Origin of the sequence: Salinilacihabitans rarus (assembly GCF_024296665.1) — an archaeon.
Lineage (GTDB): Archaea > Halobacteriota > Halobacteria > Halobacteriales > Natrialbaceae > Salinilacihabitans > Salinilacihabitans rarus.
The window spans coordinates 3,486,239-3,501,822 of the sequence record NZ_CP100762.1 but is presented as its reverse complement, the minus strand read 5'-3'; the positions used below and the strand labels follow the sequence as shown (position 1 = coordinate 3,501,822).

The window sequence follows — 15,584 nt, the reverse complement described above, 5'->3', positions numbered from 1 at the left end:
CCCCCTCGGGGGACGGCTTCACAAATCGTCGTCCGAGAAGATCAACCGCGCACTATTCTCTTGTAACCACTCGGCGTGTGATTCGTATTTCGGGTCGTACTCTGCAACCAGCGACCAAAACTCAGGGTCGTGGTTCGCCTCTCTGAGGTGGGCGAGTTCGTGGATGATGATGTAGTCGATGATTTCGGGCGGAGCCATCATCAACCGCCAGTTCAATCCGAGCGTTCCATTCGTCGAACAGCTTCCCCATCGCGTCCGTTGGTTCCGAATTTCGATGCAGTCGTACTCGACGTCCATCTCATCCGCAAAGTGATTGGCTCGCCGTTCGAATCGTTGCCGTGCATTTCGTCGGTAGAGCGTCTCCAAGACCCGCTTTATCGACGTTTCTGTAACGTGGTATTGCGCAAGCCGGAGTTTGCCATCAATGACACTCGATGATGGCCGTTGTTCCACGACGACCTCGTGTGGCTGTCCGAGGTACGGGAAGCATTCTCCTTCCTCGAAAGTGCGTTCCGGGGCCTGTTCACGATACTTGTCGTACTTCCGCGTCTTCTCGACAACCCATGCCGCGTTCTCCCTGAGGAGTTCCGTCGGCTCTGTCCACTCAGGTTCAGGCAGGACGACCGTGACGCCGTGAATGTCTACGTCGATTCGAGGTTTCGTGGCGTCTGTGCTGTGGCGTACCTCATACTCAATGGTGTCGCCCAATAGGTCGATCTCGCGGAGTTGGGCCTTAGCCATTGTTCTGAATCAGGTAGCTTCGGATGGCGTCAACGAATCCGTCGTCGTCTCGAATCAGATTGCCGAGGTCGTATTCGACGACAAGCACGTCCAACAGGATACGCTCGATTTCAGCGATAGTTTGCTGGTTCGTCTTCCAGCCCGCGTATCCTCGGTCAACTCGGTCACGGAACTGTGTGACGATTTCCTCGGCTACTTCTTCCGCTTGTTCCTCCGACTCAATCGCGTCCAACGTCTCCTCCGTGAGGTGGGTATAGATGGCGAACTCGGCGTCATCCATCCCCTGCTCCTCAGCTTCCTCCTCGACTTCCAGAACCTCCTCCTCAACGGACTTGAGGGCTTCAACTGCCTCGGGGTCGCTAATCTCGTCCCCTTGCCAGCGTTCGACTATGTCCGTCACCCGCTCGCTCAGTCGCTTGTACCGAGGATTCTGGTTCTCTCTCGGGTGGAGGTGTTCTCGGGTCGCGTGGGCGATCTGCGATGCCTTTACGCCGGGGTTGTCGAGTCCCTCTACGTCTTCGAGGTATTCCTCCCCGAGCTTGTAGGTCGGGAAGTCACGCTTGATTTCCGTGATTTCGACGTTGTTGCTGATAATGTCCCGCGTCTTCTCCCGCATGTCCTCTTCGGGGTCGTCCTTCCCTGAGGTCGTGCGCTTGAACGCGACGTGAATCCGACTCAGCCACTTGTACTTTTGCTCGATGCCCTCGCTCACGAGACGGCCATCCGGTGCGACGGCCTCGTAGAGATTCTGGAGGCGACGGAAGCCTTGCTTGAACTCGCGTCTTTCGGGATGGGTACTGACTCGATTGACGGCCTCGTAGGTCGCTTCTTGGCTGTCAGTCTTCGGAATCCCGTCGAAAATCCCCATCACGGACTCTAACTGCTCTTCGAGGTCGTCGAACAGCTCGTCTTTGTCGCGGGCGGCGTAGGCTTTCGTCTCGGCGTCATAGTCCAGCGCCTCGTCGATGTTCTCGAACACGCCCTGGAAGTCCACGATCTCCCCATTCTCCTTACCCGGTGCGGGCCGGTTCGTTCGGGCGATGGCCTGCATGAGGTTGTGGTTCTTCAGGTTCCGGTCGAGATACATCGTCTTCAGTACGGGCGCGTCAAAGCCCGTCAACAGCATATTGTGAACCACAAGGAGTTTCGGGTCGTCTTCTCGTTTGAAGTCTTGGACGATCTGATCGCGCTCCTCATTGTCCGTGTGGAACTGCTGAATCAGTTCGGGGTCGTTCTTAGTCGAAGTGTAGAGAACTTCTACCTCGTCCTCGTCACGCCGCTCAATGAGGCGTTCCCCGTACATCGCCGCCGACCGACGACTCGGCGTAACGACCATTCCCTTCCAGCCGTTCGGCGCAACGTGTTCGTCGTAGTGGTGGTCAATCTCATCGACGGCGCGGTCAACCCGTGGTTCGATCTCCGCGAGTGTTGTCGCGTTCACGTTGTCACGGATAAACTCCAGCTTCTCGTCCGTCGTCATGCCGCGGAACTCCGCCTCAAACTCCTCGTCCAACCCTGCCTCGTCAATCTCCCACTCCATTTCGTGGCGGAGCGTGAAGTACACGGGCAGAATCAGGCCGTCCTCGATGCCTTGCTTCACGGAGTAGCGGTGCAGGTAGTCCTCGCCCTCGGGGGAGAACTCGCGGAACGTGTTCCGGTCTTCGTGGCGTTCCCCCTCTCGAACGGGCGTCCCGGTGAACCCGAAATGGTAGCAGTCGGGTAAGGCCGCATCGAGGCGGCTTCCGAGGTCGGCTTCCATGAAGCGGTGGGCCTCGTCGGACATGACGATGACCTCGTCGTTGCCCTGTACGTCGGGGTCAACACTCTCGAATTTCTGGATTGTCGTCAGCACAAGCTCGCTCTGCCCCCGCTCGATGAGTTCTTGCAGGTGGTTGATGCTCTCGGCTTCCGTCCATTGTTCCAGCGAGAGGTTCGCCAGTTGGTCGCGCATCTGGCTGTTGAGCTTGTCCGTATCGACGATGATGAACACCTGCGGGTTCCGGGCCACGTCGCGCTTCAACAGGTTCTCGGCGGCGTACAGCATCGTGAAGGACTTCCCCGACCCTTGGGTGTGCCAGATGAGGCCGCGCTTGTGTTCGCCGCGACGGACGCGGTCAAGAATTTGGTTTACCGCGTAGTACTGCATGTAGCGCGGGACGATCTTCGCATCTCCGCCAGCTCGTCGTTCGTAGAAGACGAAATTCTTCACCAGATCGAGGAGGGTGCTGGGGTTGCACAGCGCCTTCACCGCCTGCCGCATCTCGTTGTCGTCCTCGTACTTCGCGGGGGCGTCGTTCCACGGTTCGTAGAACTCACGGGGAGCGCCGACTGCACCATAGCGGAGTTCCATCGTGTCGGCGGCGACGTTGAACAAGCCGGGGACGAACAGCCGGGGGACGTCGTCCTGATAGGCCAACAGGTCGCTGACTGCGTCGTGCCAGTCGTTGTCCTGCGCCTGGCTCTTGAGTTCCATCGTCACCAGCGGAATCCCATTGACGAACAGGGAAACGTCCGGGCGGATGGTCGTCTCACGGGAGACGGAGAACTGATTGACGGCGTGGAAGCGGTTGTTCTCGGGATTCCCGTAGTCGACCAGGTCAACGTAAATCGTCTCGGTCGTTCCGTCCTCACGCTGGATGGAGAAGGTCTTGCCTTTGGTGAGCAGTTGGTGGAACGCCCGGTTGCCGTCCATGAGGTTCTCCGCATCGAGGTCGCGCTTCAGCGAGGAGATGAACTTCTCGACGTTGTCCTGGGTGACAGCGTCGTTGAGTGCGACTACCTGCTCAGCAAGGAGGTTCCAGTAGATGACTTCGTGGCTGTCGCGCTCGAAAGCGTCATCGAGGACGTTCGCGCCACGGTTACCATCTTGTCCGTGGGTTTCCCATCCGACGCCGTCGAGCCATGAGAGAAGCGAGCGTTCGACGCCGTATTCGGATGGGGTACTAACCATGTTGTGTGATTTCCTCGGGAACCTCTATGTTAGTGTCGGTCGTTCTGACTGTTCCCGAGAGGAGGTCTTGCATGAGGCCTTGCTTGAGTCGCTTTAGCTTGTCGCGGTAACGCCGGTTCGACTCAATGGTCTGTTCTGCGTCCTCTATCCGGGCAACGATTTCGTCTTGCTCAGAAAGTGAAGGCACTGGAATCTGGAATTTCTCCATCGCTCCAACACTTAGATTGTAATTCCCAGCAGAGCTACGAATCCATCCGGCCATTTCCGAACGGCCACGTTTCGAATTTAGGAATTCTCGAACGTACTTGGGACGTACGCGAGATTCATCGACGCGAATACGAATGAGGTAGGAGGCGAAAACAAAAGGCTCGTCCTGTTCTGAGAACGTTACGCATTGACCAACATAATCCGGATTTCCGTTAGTTCGAATGACCAGAATGTCTCCCTCAGATAGCTTCAGTCGCTCCAACTCGTCGTCGCCAAGTTCGGTGTGCTTCAAATCATCGAAGGTAAGACGCTTATCTACAACATTAGGGATGCGAAGCGTAGGGTATCCGCGTCCATCCGTGTTTGACTTCGTGTCTGTTCCATAGCGTGTATCCTCGATTATCTCCTCAAACCGAACAGTATCCCATGATTCGGGGATTTGACCTGATTTGGTTTCGGAGAATGAATCGTGTTCCGCAACGCCCTCAGAGAGAAGGTTTCGAGTCACGCCACGCCTGACTGTAGCCGATTTCTCGATTACCTTCTCTGCGTGCCTTATCGCTCGGTCAACATGGTGGAGGACAGCGGCGATTTTTCGCTGTTCCTCTAGCGGTGGAAGCGGAACCGGAAGCAAATCAAGTCTCGTTTTGGAGAGTTCGATCTGCCCCGTGGAACCATTTACACACATCGAATAGAGTAATGCTTGACCGAGCCGGCTCTCCAAAAAGTAGCGGTGGAAGTACGGATTCAGCTCCTCGTTAGTGCGTAGGAGAGTCACGTGCGAATCGATTGCTCTCCGTATGTCCCCCGGATAGACCTGTGCGCGGCCGAGAGTCCCTTGCCCCGTTGAGTTCAGTATCACATCACCACCTTCGGGGAAATACTTCTCCTTCCACTCGCTCGCGACTTCCTCGTCTAGATAACGAAGGTTCTCAAAGTGCCAACCGTCCCAGTAGATACATTCCTGATTGATTACTGGTATGCCGTCGTCGGCGTATGTAGGCTGTTTCCCCCGTGTTATCAGCTCTTTAATATCTCTAAGGCGCTTTGCTGTCCAATCACCAGGGGTGGATAGAGTGAACGGGCCGAACTGTTCTTGCTCCAATTCCTCAGATGCCCCATCTTGTTCGGAGTTCTCCCTGAACTCATCAAGTGTTGCCTCCTCACTCATAGTTCAGTGCCTCCATATGCTCGTCCATTGTTGCCTCAATCTCGTTGCGCTCGGCCTGCAATTCCCGTAATTCCGCCAATTCCTTCTCTACATCAATCTCCTCCTCTGGCTCAGTAGTATCAACGTAGAGTGCGATGTTGAGGTTGTAGTCGTTCTCTCGAATCTCGTCAAGCGACACCGTCCGACTGACGCGCTCCTCGGTCGCCCACTCGCGGAAGTTCTTGACGATGTGATCGAGGCCGTTCTCTGTGAGTTCGTTCTGGTTCGACAGCTCCTCGTAGAACGCTTCGTCAGCGGCGTGGATGAACTGCACCTCGTCTTCGCGCTCCTCAGGCTTGTCAGTATTCAACACGAGGACGGCGGAGGGAATTGAGTTGTTCTGGAACAGGTTCTCGGGGAGGCCGACTATAGCTTCGACCATGTCGTTCTCCAGCATCGGCTTCCGGTAGCGTTGCTCGTGCTTCCGGAACAGCACGCCGTGAGGAATGACGATGGCGGCCTTCCCGCCCGTCCCGTCTTTATCGGGGCGTTTCAACTGCTTCGCCATGTGCATGATGAAGGCGTAGTCGCCCCGGTCAGCACGCGGCAGTTTCTCGTGCCAGTCGAAGCGCCCATACGGGTCGTCCTGGAGGTCGTCTTTCGCCCAGTCAGCGGAGAATGGGAAGTTTGCGAGGACACGGTCGAAGCGCGTGAGTTCGTTCTCCGCGTCGTTCGTGAACGCAGGCTTCGAGAGGGAGTCTTCGCGACGAATCTCCCCATCAAGGCCGTGGATGGAGAGGTTCATCTTCGCAATCGCCGCGATGTCGGGGTTGATCTCTTGGCCGGTGAACGTCAGCTTCGAGGGGTCGCCGCCCTGTTCCTTGCGGTAGTACCGCGCCGCCTCGATGAGCATACCCCCGGAACCAACAGTCGGGTCGTGGAACGTCTCGCTGTCCTCGAAGTTATCGACGAGTCGAACGCAGAGGTTGACGATGTGGGGCGGCGTGAAGAACTGCCCGCCGGACTTGCCTTCTTCCTCTGCGAAGTGACGCACCAAGTCCATATACGCCTCTCCGAGCATGTCCGGGGGAACGCTGTCGCGGTCAAGGTCGTACTGTGAGAGGTGTTCGACCAGCCGCCCAAGCCGATCATCATCGAGGGCGTCGGCTTCGATGTAGTCGGCGCGAAAGACGCCCTGAAGCTCGGGGTTCTCCTCAACGAGTGCGTCAAAGGCTTCGTTCAGAGTTTGGTCAACGTTGTCGCTGACAGCGCGGAGGTCGTCCCACAGGTAGCCCTCGGGAACGATGGGAATGTCGTAGAGGTTCTCCCGGCGGGCGAAGTCCTCGCCGTATTCTTCGAGGTTCTGTTCGTACTGCACCTCGAACTCGTCGGAGATCGACTTGTAGTAAACGAGTGGGAGAATGTATTCCTTGTAGTCAGTCGGGTCAACGGCGTCCCGGATTATGTCGGCGCATTTGAAGAGGTGAGATTCGAGTTTGTTCAATGAAATGGGCATAAGAGGAGTGTGCCATCCGAACATTATATCTCCTGTGGTGAGGCGCGGTGGAATCACATTCCTATCTATGGAGAAGACTTTTTGTTTTCAGTCGTATTATTTACAGTATGCCGAGCCACCTCCTCGAAACATACCCGGCTCACATCCTGAGGTCGGTCACATCGAGCGGCTTGTGGAACCGTCTAATTCTCTCAGCCGCCCCTCTGGACGATTTCAAGGACGCACGAAGGGAGATCGTCAGCCTGTACGGAGAGGTCTATTCAGAGGTTGACGAGGTTCGAGAGTCCTTCGCTGAAAAGAGCAATCCACAGCTACGAGAGTGGGCGGTCAAACCGCACGCTCGGATTCCAGAGTACGACCCACACGAGACGGTCACGAGGTTGCTGTCGTTCCCGGCGAAGCTAATGGGCTGGTTCAAGAAACTGTCAACCGTTATTGCCGTGGTTGGGTCATTGTTGTCGGCAAATTGGTTGCGCACTCTCGGGACAGGCGGCCTTGATGTGATCGAAGGCATCGAGGGCTTGCTTCCTCTGTCGTTCATCGCTGTTAGTATCGTCTATATCTGGTTCTTGCACGCAGACACGCGTGCGCATCAGACATTAGGTGAGGAGCTTCGTGCTGGCCCGGCGAGAGTGCAAACGCGTCGGCGGTCACAGATAGTTGGCTATGGGGTGTGGAACCGTTCGCTTCTCGGCCAGTCGGGATTGCTTCTCGTCGCGATCTTCTTCCTGCTCGATTCTCTCTCGAAGCTCCCCGTGATTGAGAGGTGGTTCGACGACCCGGTGGGTTACGTTGTGAATCTGATCACGGAGAACATCGAAGTGCTGTATGAGGCCGACGGGACGATTGAAGCGGGTCGTCGTCTTTTCCGTCGTCTCCGGTAGTGTTGAACTCTCATACCCGTTCTACCCACGACGCCTCGATGCGTTCAATCGCTTCTTTCGGAACACTCTCAATACACACCTTTAGCGTCACTTCCGAAAAATAGCCTATTGTGGAAAATTCCGTGGCAGTGAAGGGTAGGAGAGGTGACGGTGGTAGGCTACAAGGGACATCTCAGGGGCCTAAAACCGGCAAATTTTCCCTCTAAGCAGTAGGTATCTTTATGAAGAAGCCGCGCCGTACGTCGATTGTTCACGGAGCGGTCAGCGATGGACTCGCCGGGATTTGAACCCGGGGCCTCTCCCATGCCAAGGGAGTGATCTACCGCTGATCTACGAGCCCGCGTTCGCACTCACTGCTTTCACACACGCGAGTATAAACCCCTCGATATCCGGCGACGGCGGCGGGAACGGCTGTCGTGGGGATCGGTCACGTGCCACAGGACGATCGCACACGCAGTCCGTCATCGGCACACAGGCCGTCGAGCGGATCGGCAAACGCACCGGTTTCGGCCGAGGGACGCCGGCGCAGGGTCCGGCCGTGCCGGTTTAGCTGACAGAAATGATATGTGAACGGGAAAGAATTAGGGCGAGATTGTCGTCGGCTGTGACTGTGTGGCAACCATGAAACGGGAGATGCTCACGACGGACTTCCTCGACCGGGCGGTCGACCTGTACGACGACGTCACGGGGGTCGTCGCGCACGACGGCACCGAATACACGTACGCGGAGGTGAACGATCGGGTCAATCGGCTGGCCCACGCGCTGGCAGAGAGCGGGGTCGAGCAGGGCGATCGGGTCGCGTTGCTCGCGCCGAACACGCACTACTTCATCGAGACGCTGTACGCGACGAACAAACTCGGGGCCGTGTTCGTGCCGCTGAACTACCGGCTGGCCACCGGCGAGTACGAGTACATCCTGAACGACTGCGAGGCGGGGACGCTGATCGCGGACTACGACTACGCCGGGAAGGTCGAACCGATCCGGGACGAGATTCCGGCGGAGACGTTCGTGGGGTATCGGGCGGACGAGATCGAGGGGGAGTGGATCGACTACGAGGCGTTCCTCGACGGGCAGCCGGCCGAAGAGCCCGATCGGCCGGCGATCGGCGAGGACGACGACGCCAGCATCAACTACACCTCCGGGACGACGGGCGACCCGAAGGGCGTGGTCCGGACCCACCGCACCGAACACTGGCACGCGCTGGTGCTCGACCAGCACATGGAGATCCGGGACGACGACACGTACCTCTGGACGCTGCCGATGTTTCACTGCAACGGCTGGGGGCACACCTACGCCATCACGGGGACCGGCGGCACCCACGTCTGCCAGCGCACCTTCGACGCCGAAGGGGTCTTCGGGCGCGTCCGTGAGTACGATGTCTCGTTCCTGTGTGGCGCGCCGACGGTACTCAACAACCTCGTCGCCCACTACGAGAGCCACGACGACGTCGCGACGACGGGCGATCGCGACGTCCGGATCGCGACCGCGGGGAGCGCGCCCGCGACGGCCACCATCGAGACCGTCGAAGACGAGTTCGGCTGGCGGATCATCCACATCTACGGCCTCACCGAGACCGCGCCGATCGTCACGACGAGCAACTCGCCCCGGCGACTCGCCCAGCGGGGCCGCGACCTCAAGGTCAAGCAGGGCGCCGAGACGCTGTGTACCGACGTCAGGGTCGTCGACGAGGACGGCAACGACGTGCCCCGCGACGGGGAGACGATCGGCGAGATCGTCGTCCGGGGCAATCAGGTGATGGACCGCTACCTGAACAAGCCGGCGATCACCGAGGAGGCGTTCAACGAGCGCGTCGAGGGCTACTTCCACACCGGCGATCTCGCGACGATCGACGCGGACGGGATGGTCGCGATCCAGGACCGGAAGAAAGACATCATCATCTCCGGCGGGGAGAACATCTCGAGCATCGAGGTCGAGGACGTCCTCTACGACCATCCGGCCGTCCTGAAGGCCGCCGTTATCCCCGTCCCCAGCGAGGAGTGGGGCGAGACGCCCAAGGCGCTGGTCGTCCCGAGATCGGACGCCGATCCGACGGAAGACGGGATCGTCGACTTCGTCGGCGAACGGCTGGCCGGCTACAAGAAACCGACGAGCGTCGACTTCGTCGACGACCTGCCCGAGACGGCCACCGGCAAGGTCCAGAAGTACGAACTGCGCGAGAGGTACTGGGAGGAAGAGGAGACGCGGGTCGGCCAGCAGTAGTCGGCACGACGGGACGACCGGTCCGGCCGATGGACGTCGATCGCGTCATCGCCGCGGGGTCGGCGTAGAGTCCGATCGGCGCGGAGCCAGCATAGCGTCCGATCGCCGCGGGGTCGGCGTAGAGTCCGATCGGCGCGGAGCCAGCATAGCGTCCGATCGCCGCGGGGTCGGCGTAGAGTCCGATCGGCGCGGAGCCAGCACAGCGTCCGATCGCCGCGGGGGCGGTCTAGAAACCCTTTAGTCCGTTCGACCGGAAGGCTCCAGCGGGAAGCGCACGGCCGCAAATCTGACTCTGCTACCCGCTATTCGGGGTAGCTTGGGATTGCGGAAGTGCACCGACAGCCGAGTGACTCGGCCGTCGCGTACGGAGGCGGTCAGTGCGGTTCCTATCCTCACCAATGGCACGAATGCACACCCGCCGCCGTGGCACGTCCGGTTCGGACAAGCCGGCGGCAGACGAGACTCCGGCGTGGAGCGACGTCGACCCCGACCGCGTCGAGGAACGGGTCGTCGAACTGGCCGAACAGGGGCACGATCCGAGTCAGATCGGCCTCAAACTGCGCGACGAGGGCGTCACCGGGACCCCCGTGCCGGACGTCAAGCTGGCGACCGGCAAGAAGATCACCGAGATCCTGGAGGAGAACGACGCGAAGCCGGACCTCCCCGAGGACCTGCGGAACCTGATGGAGCGTGCCGTGGGCCTGCGCGAGCACGTCCGGGACAACCCGCAGGACTACCAGAACAAGCGCGCCCTGCAGAACACCGAGTCGAAGGTGCGCCGGCTGGCCAACTACTACCGCGGGGACGAACTCGACCCCGAGTTCCGGTACTCCTACGACGTCGCGAAGGACCTCCTCGAGGACTAGATGTCGACCGAGGGTCGTTCCGCCGAGGCCGCGACCGCCCCGCTCGAGCGCGCCGCGTTCGTCCGCGTCGTCACGCGGGCCGACGGCGACGCGCTCGCCGCGAGCGGCATCCTCGCGCGGGCGCTCTCGGAGCGCGCCACGCCGTTCCAGGTGACCGTCGCCGAGACGGTCGCCGAGCGGACCGCGCGGGCGACCGACGGCGACGACCGCGACGACGACGCGACGACGCTCGCCGTCGGCGCCTGCGACGCCGACGTCGCCCGCCTCGAAGCCGGGGACCGCCCCGCGACGCTCGAGGCCTGCGACCTCGCGGGCGACCTCGGCGCGACGCCCGACCCCGTCCTCGCGCTCGCGGGGGCGGCCGCCGCGGGCGTCGACCCCGGCGCCGGCGAGACGGAGCGGCTCCTCGAGGGTGCGGTCGAACGCGGCCTCGTCGAGCGCCGCCCCGGCGTCGCCGTCCCGACGGCCGACCCGGTCGACGGGCTGGCCCACTCGACGCGGTGTTACGCGCCGTGGTCCGGCGAACTCGCCGCCACGCGCGAGGCGCTCGACGGGGTCGACCTCGCGGGCGACCTCGACGCGGACGCCCGCAAGCGGGTCGCCTCGCTGGTCGCCCTCGACGTCGTCGGCGACGGGGACGCGACCGACCGCGCGGCGGAGTCGATCGGTCGGCTCCTGCGCCCGCACGCGACGCCGCAGGCCCCGTTCGAGACGGTCGGCGGCTACGCCGACGTCTTGGAGGCGACCGCCCGGACCGAACCCGGGACGGGCGTCGCGCTCGCGATGGGACGCGGCGCCCGCGAGGCGGCCCTCGACGCGTGGCGGACCCACGGGAAGCGCGCGCACGCGGCGCTCGACGGCGCCTCGACGGGCCGGTACGACGGCCTGTTCGTCGTCGGGATCGACGACGGCCCGGTCGAGACGGTCGCCCGCCTCGCCGCGGCCTACCGCTCGCCCGAACCGCGGGTCCTGGCGGTCGGGGACGGGCAGGCCGCGATCGCGGCGCTCGAACCGGCCGCGCTCGGCCCCCTCGCCGAGGCCGTCGCGCGGGACCTCGGGGCCGACTACGACGCGGGCCGGCGGCGCGCCAGCCTCAGGTACGACCCCCGGACGGAGGACGCGACGGTCATCGAAGCGGTGAGGGGGGCGCTATGACGCGGCGCGCGACGATCCGGACGAGCCACGACGACCCGGCGCGGATCGCCGCGGCCATCGCCCCCGACAACACCGACGAGATGGAGACCCGAGTCGAGGACGGCGCCGTCGTCACGCGGATCGAACGCAGGACGACCGGCGGACTGCACTCGACGGTCGACGACTACGTGGTCAACCTCGACGTCGCCACCGACGTAGCACAGCACGCGAACGAACCGATGGACGCAAACGCGTCCGACCCGATAGACGAATCCAAGAACGACGATGAGTGAACGATCAGTTTCACGCGCACGACAGGAGAAGCGGTGGTACACCGTGCTCGCGCCGGAGCAGTTCGACCGGCAGGAGCTCGGCGAGACCCCCGCCGACGAACCCGAACAGGTCTACGACCGAACCATCGAGACGACGCTCGGCGATCTGACGAACAACGCCAGCGAGAACAACACGAAGCTCACCTTCCAGGTGACCGACGTCGGCAGCGACGCCGCCTACACGGAGTTCAAGGCGCACTCGCTGACACGGGACTACCTGCGCTCGCTGGTCCGCCGCGGCGCCTCGAAAGTCGAGGCGTACGTGACGGTACTGACGACCGACGACTACCGCGTACAGGTCCAGCCCGTCGCGTTCACGACGAAGAAGGCCGACGCGAGCCAGGAGCAGGCCATCCGCGAGACGATGGTCCGCATGGTCGAGGACGCCGCCGCCGAACGCGACTTCGAGGACCTCATCGACAGCATCGTCCAGGGACGGCTCTCCTCGGCGATCTACGGCGAGGCGAAGACGATCTACCCGCTGCGCCGCGTCGAGATCCAGAAGGCGACCCTCGAGGCCCACCCCGAGGAAGTCGCCGAGGAGGAGGCGACCTCCGTCACCGTCGACGAGGAAGACGTCGCGGTCGACGACTGAGGCCGACGGCCGACGCGATTTTTGCGGTAGAAGCTCCGCCTACTCGCTGACGACGATCTGGCCGGTCATCCCGCCGATCTCGTGGGGGATGCAGGCGTAGTTGTAGGTGCCGGGGATCTCGAACGTGTGCTCGAACGTCTCGCGGGTCCCGAGGCGGCCGCCCCGTTCGCCGTGCCAGGCCTCGCGGGCGGACTGCTCGTCCTCGAAGCCGCCGGTGGCGAAGTACGCGGCGCCGTCCGGGATGGCGTCCTCGTAGGCCGTGATCGTGTGGTCGGCCTCGCTCGTGTTCTTCCAGACGACCGTCTCGCCGACGCGCACCTCGTACCGGTCGGGGAGAAACGAGTTGCGGTTCATGCCGACGTCACAGTCGTGACCGTCGCAGGGGCCGTTCCCGCCCCCGATGTCGCCGAGCGCGGAACAGCCCGCGAGGCCGGCGGTCGCGGCGCTTCCGAGGGCGGCGAGGTAGACGCGCCGGTTCATAGTCGAGCGTTGGGAGAGGTGTGATATAACGCCCGCGGTTGCCCGCCGACGTGGCCGTCTCGCGGGCGCGCGGCCGCGCGAGGCGCGAACGAAAACACGTAAGGTGGCGGCCCGTCGAATCCGCGAGTATGCTCCCCCGGTTCGTCGGTCGCCTCGGGGTCGCGGACGCGATGACGATCGCCAACGCCGCGCTGGGCTTCGTCGCGGTCGTCGCCGCGTTCGCCGACATCGAACTCGCCGCCCGCCTCGTCCTGCTGGCGGCGATCGCCGACGGACTGGACGGGATCCTCGCGCGGCGGTACGGCGGCACCGACGTCGGGCCGTACCTCGACTCGCTGGCCGACGTCGCCTCCTTCGCCATCGCCCCGGCGATCCTCGCGTTCGTCGTCGTCGCCGACGGCCTCGGCGTCGGCTTCGGGGCCGTCACGGCCGAGTTGCTGCTGGTCACGGCCGTCTGCTCGCTGTACGTCGCGATGGCCGTCGCCCGCCTCGGGATGTACACCGCCTACGACACCGGTGGCGCCCACACCGAGGGGATCCAGACGACGCTCGCGGCGACCATCCTCGGCGCGGCGATCCTCGCGAACGCCGCCGGGCCGGTGCTCGTCCTCGGGGTCACCGCCGCGTTCTGTTACCTGATGGTCTCGCGGATCCGCTACCCCGACCTCCTCGCGCGCGACGCGCTCATCATGGGCGTCGTCCACGCGCTGGCGATCCTCGTCCCGGAATTTGCCGGCCGGACGTTCCCGTACGCCCTGCTCACGCTGGGCATCGCCTACATGACGCTCTCCCCGTGGTTCTACTGGCGCGAGGACCCCGCCGCCCCGAGCGAGGCGCCCGCCGGCGAGGGGGCGCGAGGTGCGGGGTCCGGCGAGAGCGGTGGTCACTGACCGCTCCGACCGTCCGGAGATGGAAACGCTTAGGAGCGTCCTGACACGAGAAAACCGTATGCACACGGCCACGAGTCACGCGTCGGCGACGGTCCGCCGGGTGGTTCGATGAGCGACGAGGAGACCGACGAGAGCGGCTCGGAGGCGGTCGACGTCGAGGCCACGAGCGAGCGCCTCGGGGGGCTCGAGGCGGGCCTGAAGCCGGTCCGCGAACGGCTCGGGCCGATCCGCGAGGACCTCGCGGCCGTCGAGGACCGACTCGACGCCGCCGAGACCGAGGACGACCTCGACGAGGTCGAGGCGGCCCTCGAACCGGTGCGCGAGGACGTCGAGGACGTCCGCGAGGCGTTCGACGAGCGCCGGGCGGAACTCGACGAGATCGAACTCCCGGAGCCGCCGGCGGCCGACGAGGAGGACGAGGAACCGGAGGACCCGTTCGCCGACATCAGGGCCGAGCGCGAGGCCGTCGAGGAGTCGTTCGACGAGGTCGACTCCGGGATCGGCGACCTCGAGGACGGCGTCGACGACGTCGAGTCGGGCGTCGAGGACCAGCGCGGCCCCTACGCCGAGGATGTCGTCTCGGAGGTCGAGAGCGCCAGCAGTACGATCACGACCACGCGCTGGACCGTCGAGGGCGACGACGAACTGATCGCGGCCGTCGATTCGTTCCTCGCGGACGTCAACGACCTGCTCGGCAGCGACGTGTCGACCCCCGGCGACCTCCAGCCCGCAAGCGGCGCGGAACTCGGCGAGAACGCGGACGACGAGGGCGACGTCCCCGACCGGCTCGCGGCGACCCTCGAAGAGGTTACCGCGGCGGTCGAGGCGGCCGACCTCGACCCCGACGAGGACGCCGAGACGATCGCCGCCCTGCTGGAGGCGACCGACGACCTCCAGTCGGACGTCGACGACGCCACCGCGTGGACCGACCTCTCCGTGCGCGAACAGCTCCGCCGGGAGGGGTTCTACGACGTCCTCGACCACGTCAAGGACTACCCGCCGGAGTGGCACGCGCTCAAGATCCACGAGAAGCGCGGCGACGTCGACATGATCCTGCTGGCCTACGAGAAACTCGACTCCGGGTTCATGGAGGAACACTGCCTCGAAGCCCTCGAACGGATGGGGCCCGAGGAGGCCATCGAGCCGATGCTCCAGCAGGCCAACCGTCGCGACAAGACGGCCATCTCGATCCTCGGGAAGATCGGCGTCGCCGACGAGAACGTCGTCGAGACGCTGGTCGACTACGTCGACGCGACGAACGACCCCCTGCTCCAGCAGACCACGTTCCGCGCGCTCGGCGAGATCGGCGCCGAGGAGGCCGTCGAACCGATCGCCCAGCAACTCGTCGCCGAGAACGCCGACGTCCGCAGCAGCGCCGCCCGCGCGCTCGGCCTGCTCGGCGACACGCGCGCCATCGCGCCCCTGACGGACGTCCTCGCGGACGACGGGGAAGACACCGTCCGTGCGAGCGCCGCGTGGGCGCTCAACCAGATCGGCACCGAGGAGGCGCTCGAACCCCTCGCCGACTACGTCGACGACGCCGCCTACCTCGTCCAGGCGGAAGCCGAGAGGGCGGACCTCGAACCCGCGGCCTGAGTTTAAGTACGATCGGGCGGCCA

13 protein-coding genes and 1 tRNA gene are annotated in these 15,584 nt (G+C 63.3%); 8 read left to right on the top strand and 6 right to left on the bottom strand.

Annotated elements, in window-relative coordinates:
• Window positions 1-18: 18 nt before the first annotated feature.
• The 4 genes from NKG98_RS18320 to NKG98_RS18305 are packed head-to-tail and all read right to left on the bottom strand — an operon-like array spanning window position 19 to window position 6,564.
• Window positions 19-741 (bottom strand): M48 family metallopeptidase, encoded by a 723-nt coding sequence (locus tag NKG98_RS18320; RefSeq protein ID WP_254767567.1) that lies wholly within the window; start codon window positions 739-741, stop codon window positions 19-21.
• Window positions 734-3,691, bottom strand: coding sequence for a type I restriction endonuclease subunit R (locus NKG98_RS18315; protein ID WP_254767566.1), 2,958 nt, complete (start codon window positions 3,689-3,691; stop codon window positions 734-736). The genes NKG98_RS18320 and NKG98_RS18315 overlap by 8 nt, the downstream gene beginning before the upstream one ends.
• Complete coding sequence (locus NKG98_RS18310; RefSeq protein ID WP_254767565.1) at window positions 3,684-5,069, bottom strand: restriction endonuclease subunit S; 1,386 nt, start codon at window positions 5,067-5,069, stop codon at window positions 3,684-3,686. Before NKG98_RS18310 ends, NKG98_RS18315 begins: the two co-directional genes overlap by 8 nt.
• Window positions 5,062-6,564, bottom strand: coding sequence for a type I restriction-modification system subunit M (locus NKG98_RS18305; RefSeq protein WP_425504418.1), 1,503 nt, complete (start codon window positions 6,562-6,564; stop codon window positions 5,062-5,064). The genes NKG98_RS18310 and NKG98_RS18305 overlap by 8 nt, the downstream gene beginning before the upstream one ends.
• Before the next feature lie 107 nt (window positions 6,565-6,671).
• Here NKG98_RS18305 and NKG98_RS18300 point away from each other — a divergent pair, with 107 nt between their 5' ends.
• Window positions 6,672-7,448, top strand: coding sequence for a hypothetical protein (locus NKG98_RS18300; RefSeq protein WP_254767563.1), 777 nt, complete (start codon window positions 6,672-6,674; stop codon window positions 7,446-7,448).
• Between the two features lie 268 nt (window positions 7,449-7,716).
• Here the strand turns inward: NKG98_RS18300 and NKG98_RS18295 are convergent.
• A tRNA-Ala gene (locus NKG98_RS18295) sits at window positions 7,717-7,788 on the bottom strand.
• Between the two features lie 281 nt (window positions 7,789-8,069).
• Here NKG98_RS18295 and NKG98_RS18290 point away from each other — a divergent pair.
• The 5 genes from NKG98_RS18290 to NKG98_RS18270 all read left to right on the top strand — a co-directional run bounded on the left by NKG98_RS18290 (window position 8,070) and on the right by NKG98_RS18270 (window position 12,595).
• Window positions 8,070-9,668, top strand: a complete 1,599-nt coding sequence (locus NKG98_RS18290) for a long-chain-fatty-acid--CoA ligase (protein ID WP_254769500.1) — start codon at window positions 8,070-8,072, stop codon at window positions 9,666-9,668.
• A 398-nt stretch (window positions 9,669-10,066) separates the two neighbouring features.
• Window positions 10,067-10,534: a 30S ribosomal protein S15 gene (locus tag NKG98_RS18285; protein WP_254767562.1), complete on the top strand. Its 468-nt coding sequence runs from the start codon at window positions 10,067-10,069 to the stop codon at window positions 10,532-10,534.
• Window positions 10,535-11,689, top strand: coding sequence for an exonuclease (locus tag NKG98_RS18280; protein WP_254767561.1), 1,155 nt, complete (start codon window positions 10,535-10,537; stop codon window positions 11,687-11,689).
• Window positions 11,686-11,961 carry a KEOPS complex subunit Pcc1 gene (locus tag NKG98_RS18275; protein ID WP_254767560.1) on the top strand — a complete coding sequence of 92 codons (276 nt, stop codon included), beginning with the start codon at window positions 11,686-11,688 and terminating at the stop codon, window positions 11,959-11,961. Before NKG98_RS18280 ends, NKG98_RS18275 begins: the two co-directional genes overlap by 4 nt.
• Window positions 11,954-12,595 carry a 30S ribosomal protein S3ae gene (locus NKG98_RS18270; protein WP_254767559.1) on the top strand — a complete coding sequence of 214 codons (642 nt, stop codon included), beginning with the start codon at window positions 11,954-11,956 and terminating at the stop codon, window positions 12,593-12,595. Before NKG98_RS18275 ends, NKG98_RS18270 begins: the two co-directional genes overlap by 8 nt.
• 39 nt (window positions 12,596-12,634) lie before the next feature.
• Here the strand turns inward: NKG98_RS18270 and NKG98_RS18265 are convergent, their stop codons facing one another.
• Window positions 12,635-13,075 carry a cupredoxin domain-containing protein gene (locus tag NKG98_RS18265; RefSeq protein ID WP_254767558.1) on the bottom strand — a complete coding sequence of 147 codons (441 nt, stop codon included), beginning with the start codon at window positions 13,073-13,075 and terminating at the stop codon, window positions 12,635-12,637.
• Window positions 13,076-13,203: 128 nt separating this feature from the next.
• Here NKG98_RS18265 and NKG98_RS18260 point away from each other — a divergent pair, with 128 nt between their 5' ends.
• Window positions 13,204-13,965 carry a protein sorting system archaetidylserine synthase gene (locus NKG98_RS18260; RefSeq protein WP_254767557.1) on the top strand — a complete coding sequence of 254 codons (762 nt, stop codon included), beginning with the start codon at window positions 13,204-13,206 and terminating at the stop codon, window positions 13,963-13,965.
• Between the two features lie 108 nt (window positions 13,966-14,073).
• Window positions 14,074-15,561 carry a HEAT repeat domain-containing protein gene (locus tag NKG98_RS18255; RefSeq protein ID WP_254767556.1) on the top strand — a complete coding sequence of 496 codons (1,488 nt, stop codon included), beginning with the start codon at window positions 14,074-14,076 and terminating at the stop codon, window positions 15,559-15,561.
• Window positions 15,562-15,584: the final 23 nt, after the last annotated feature.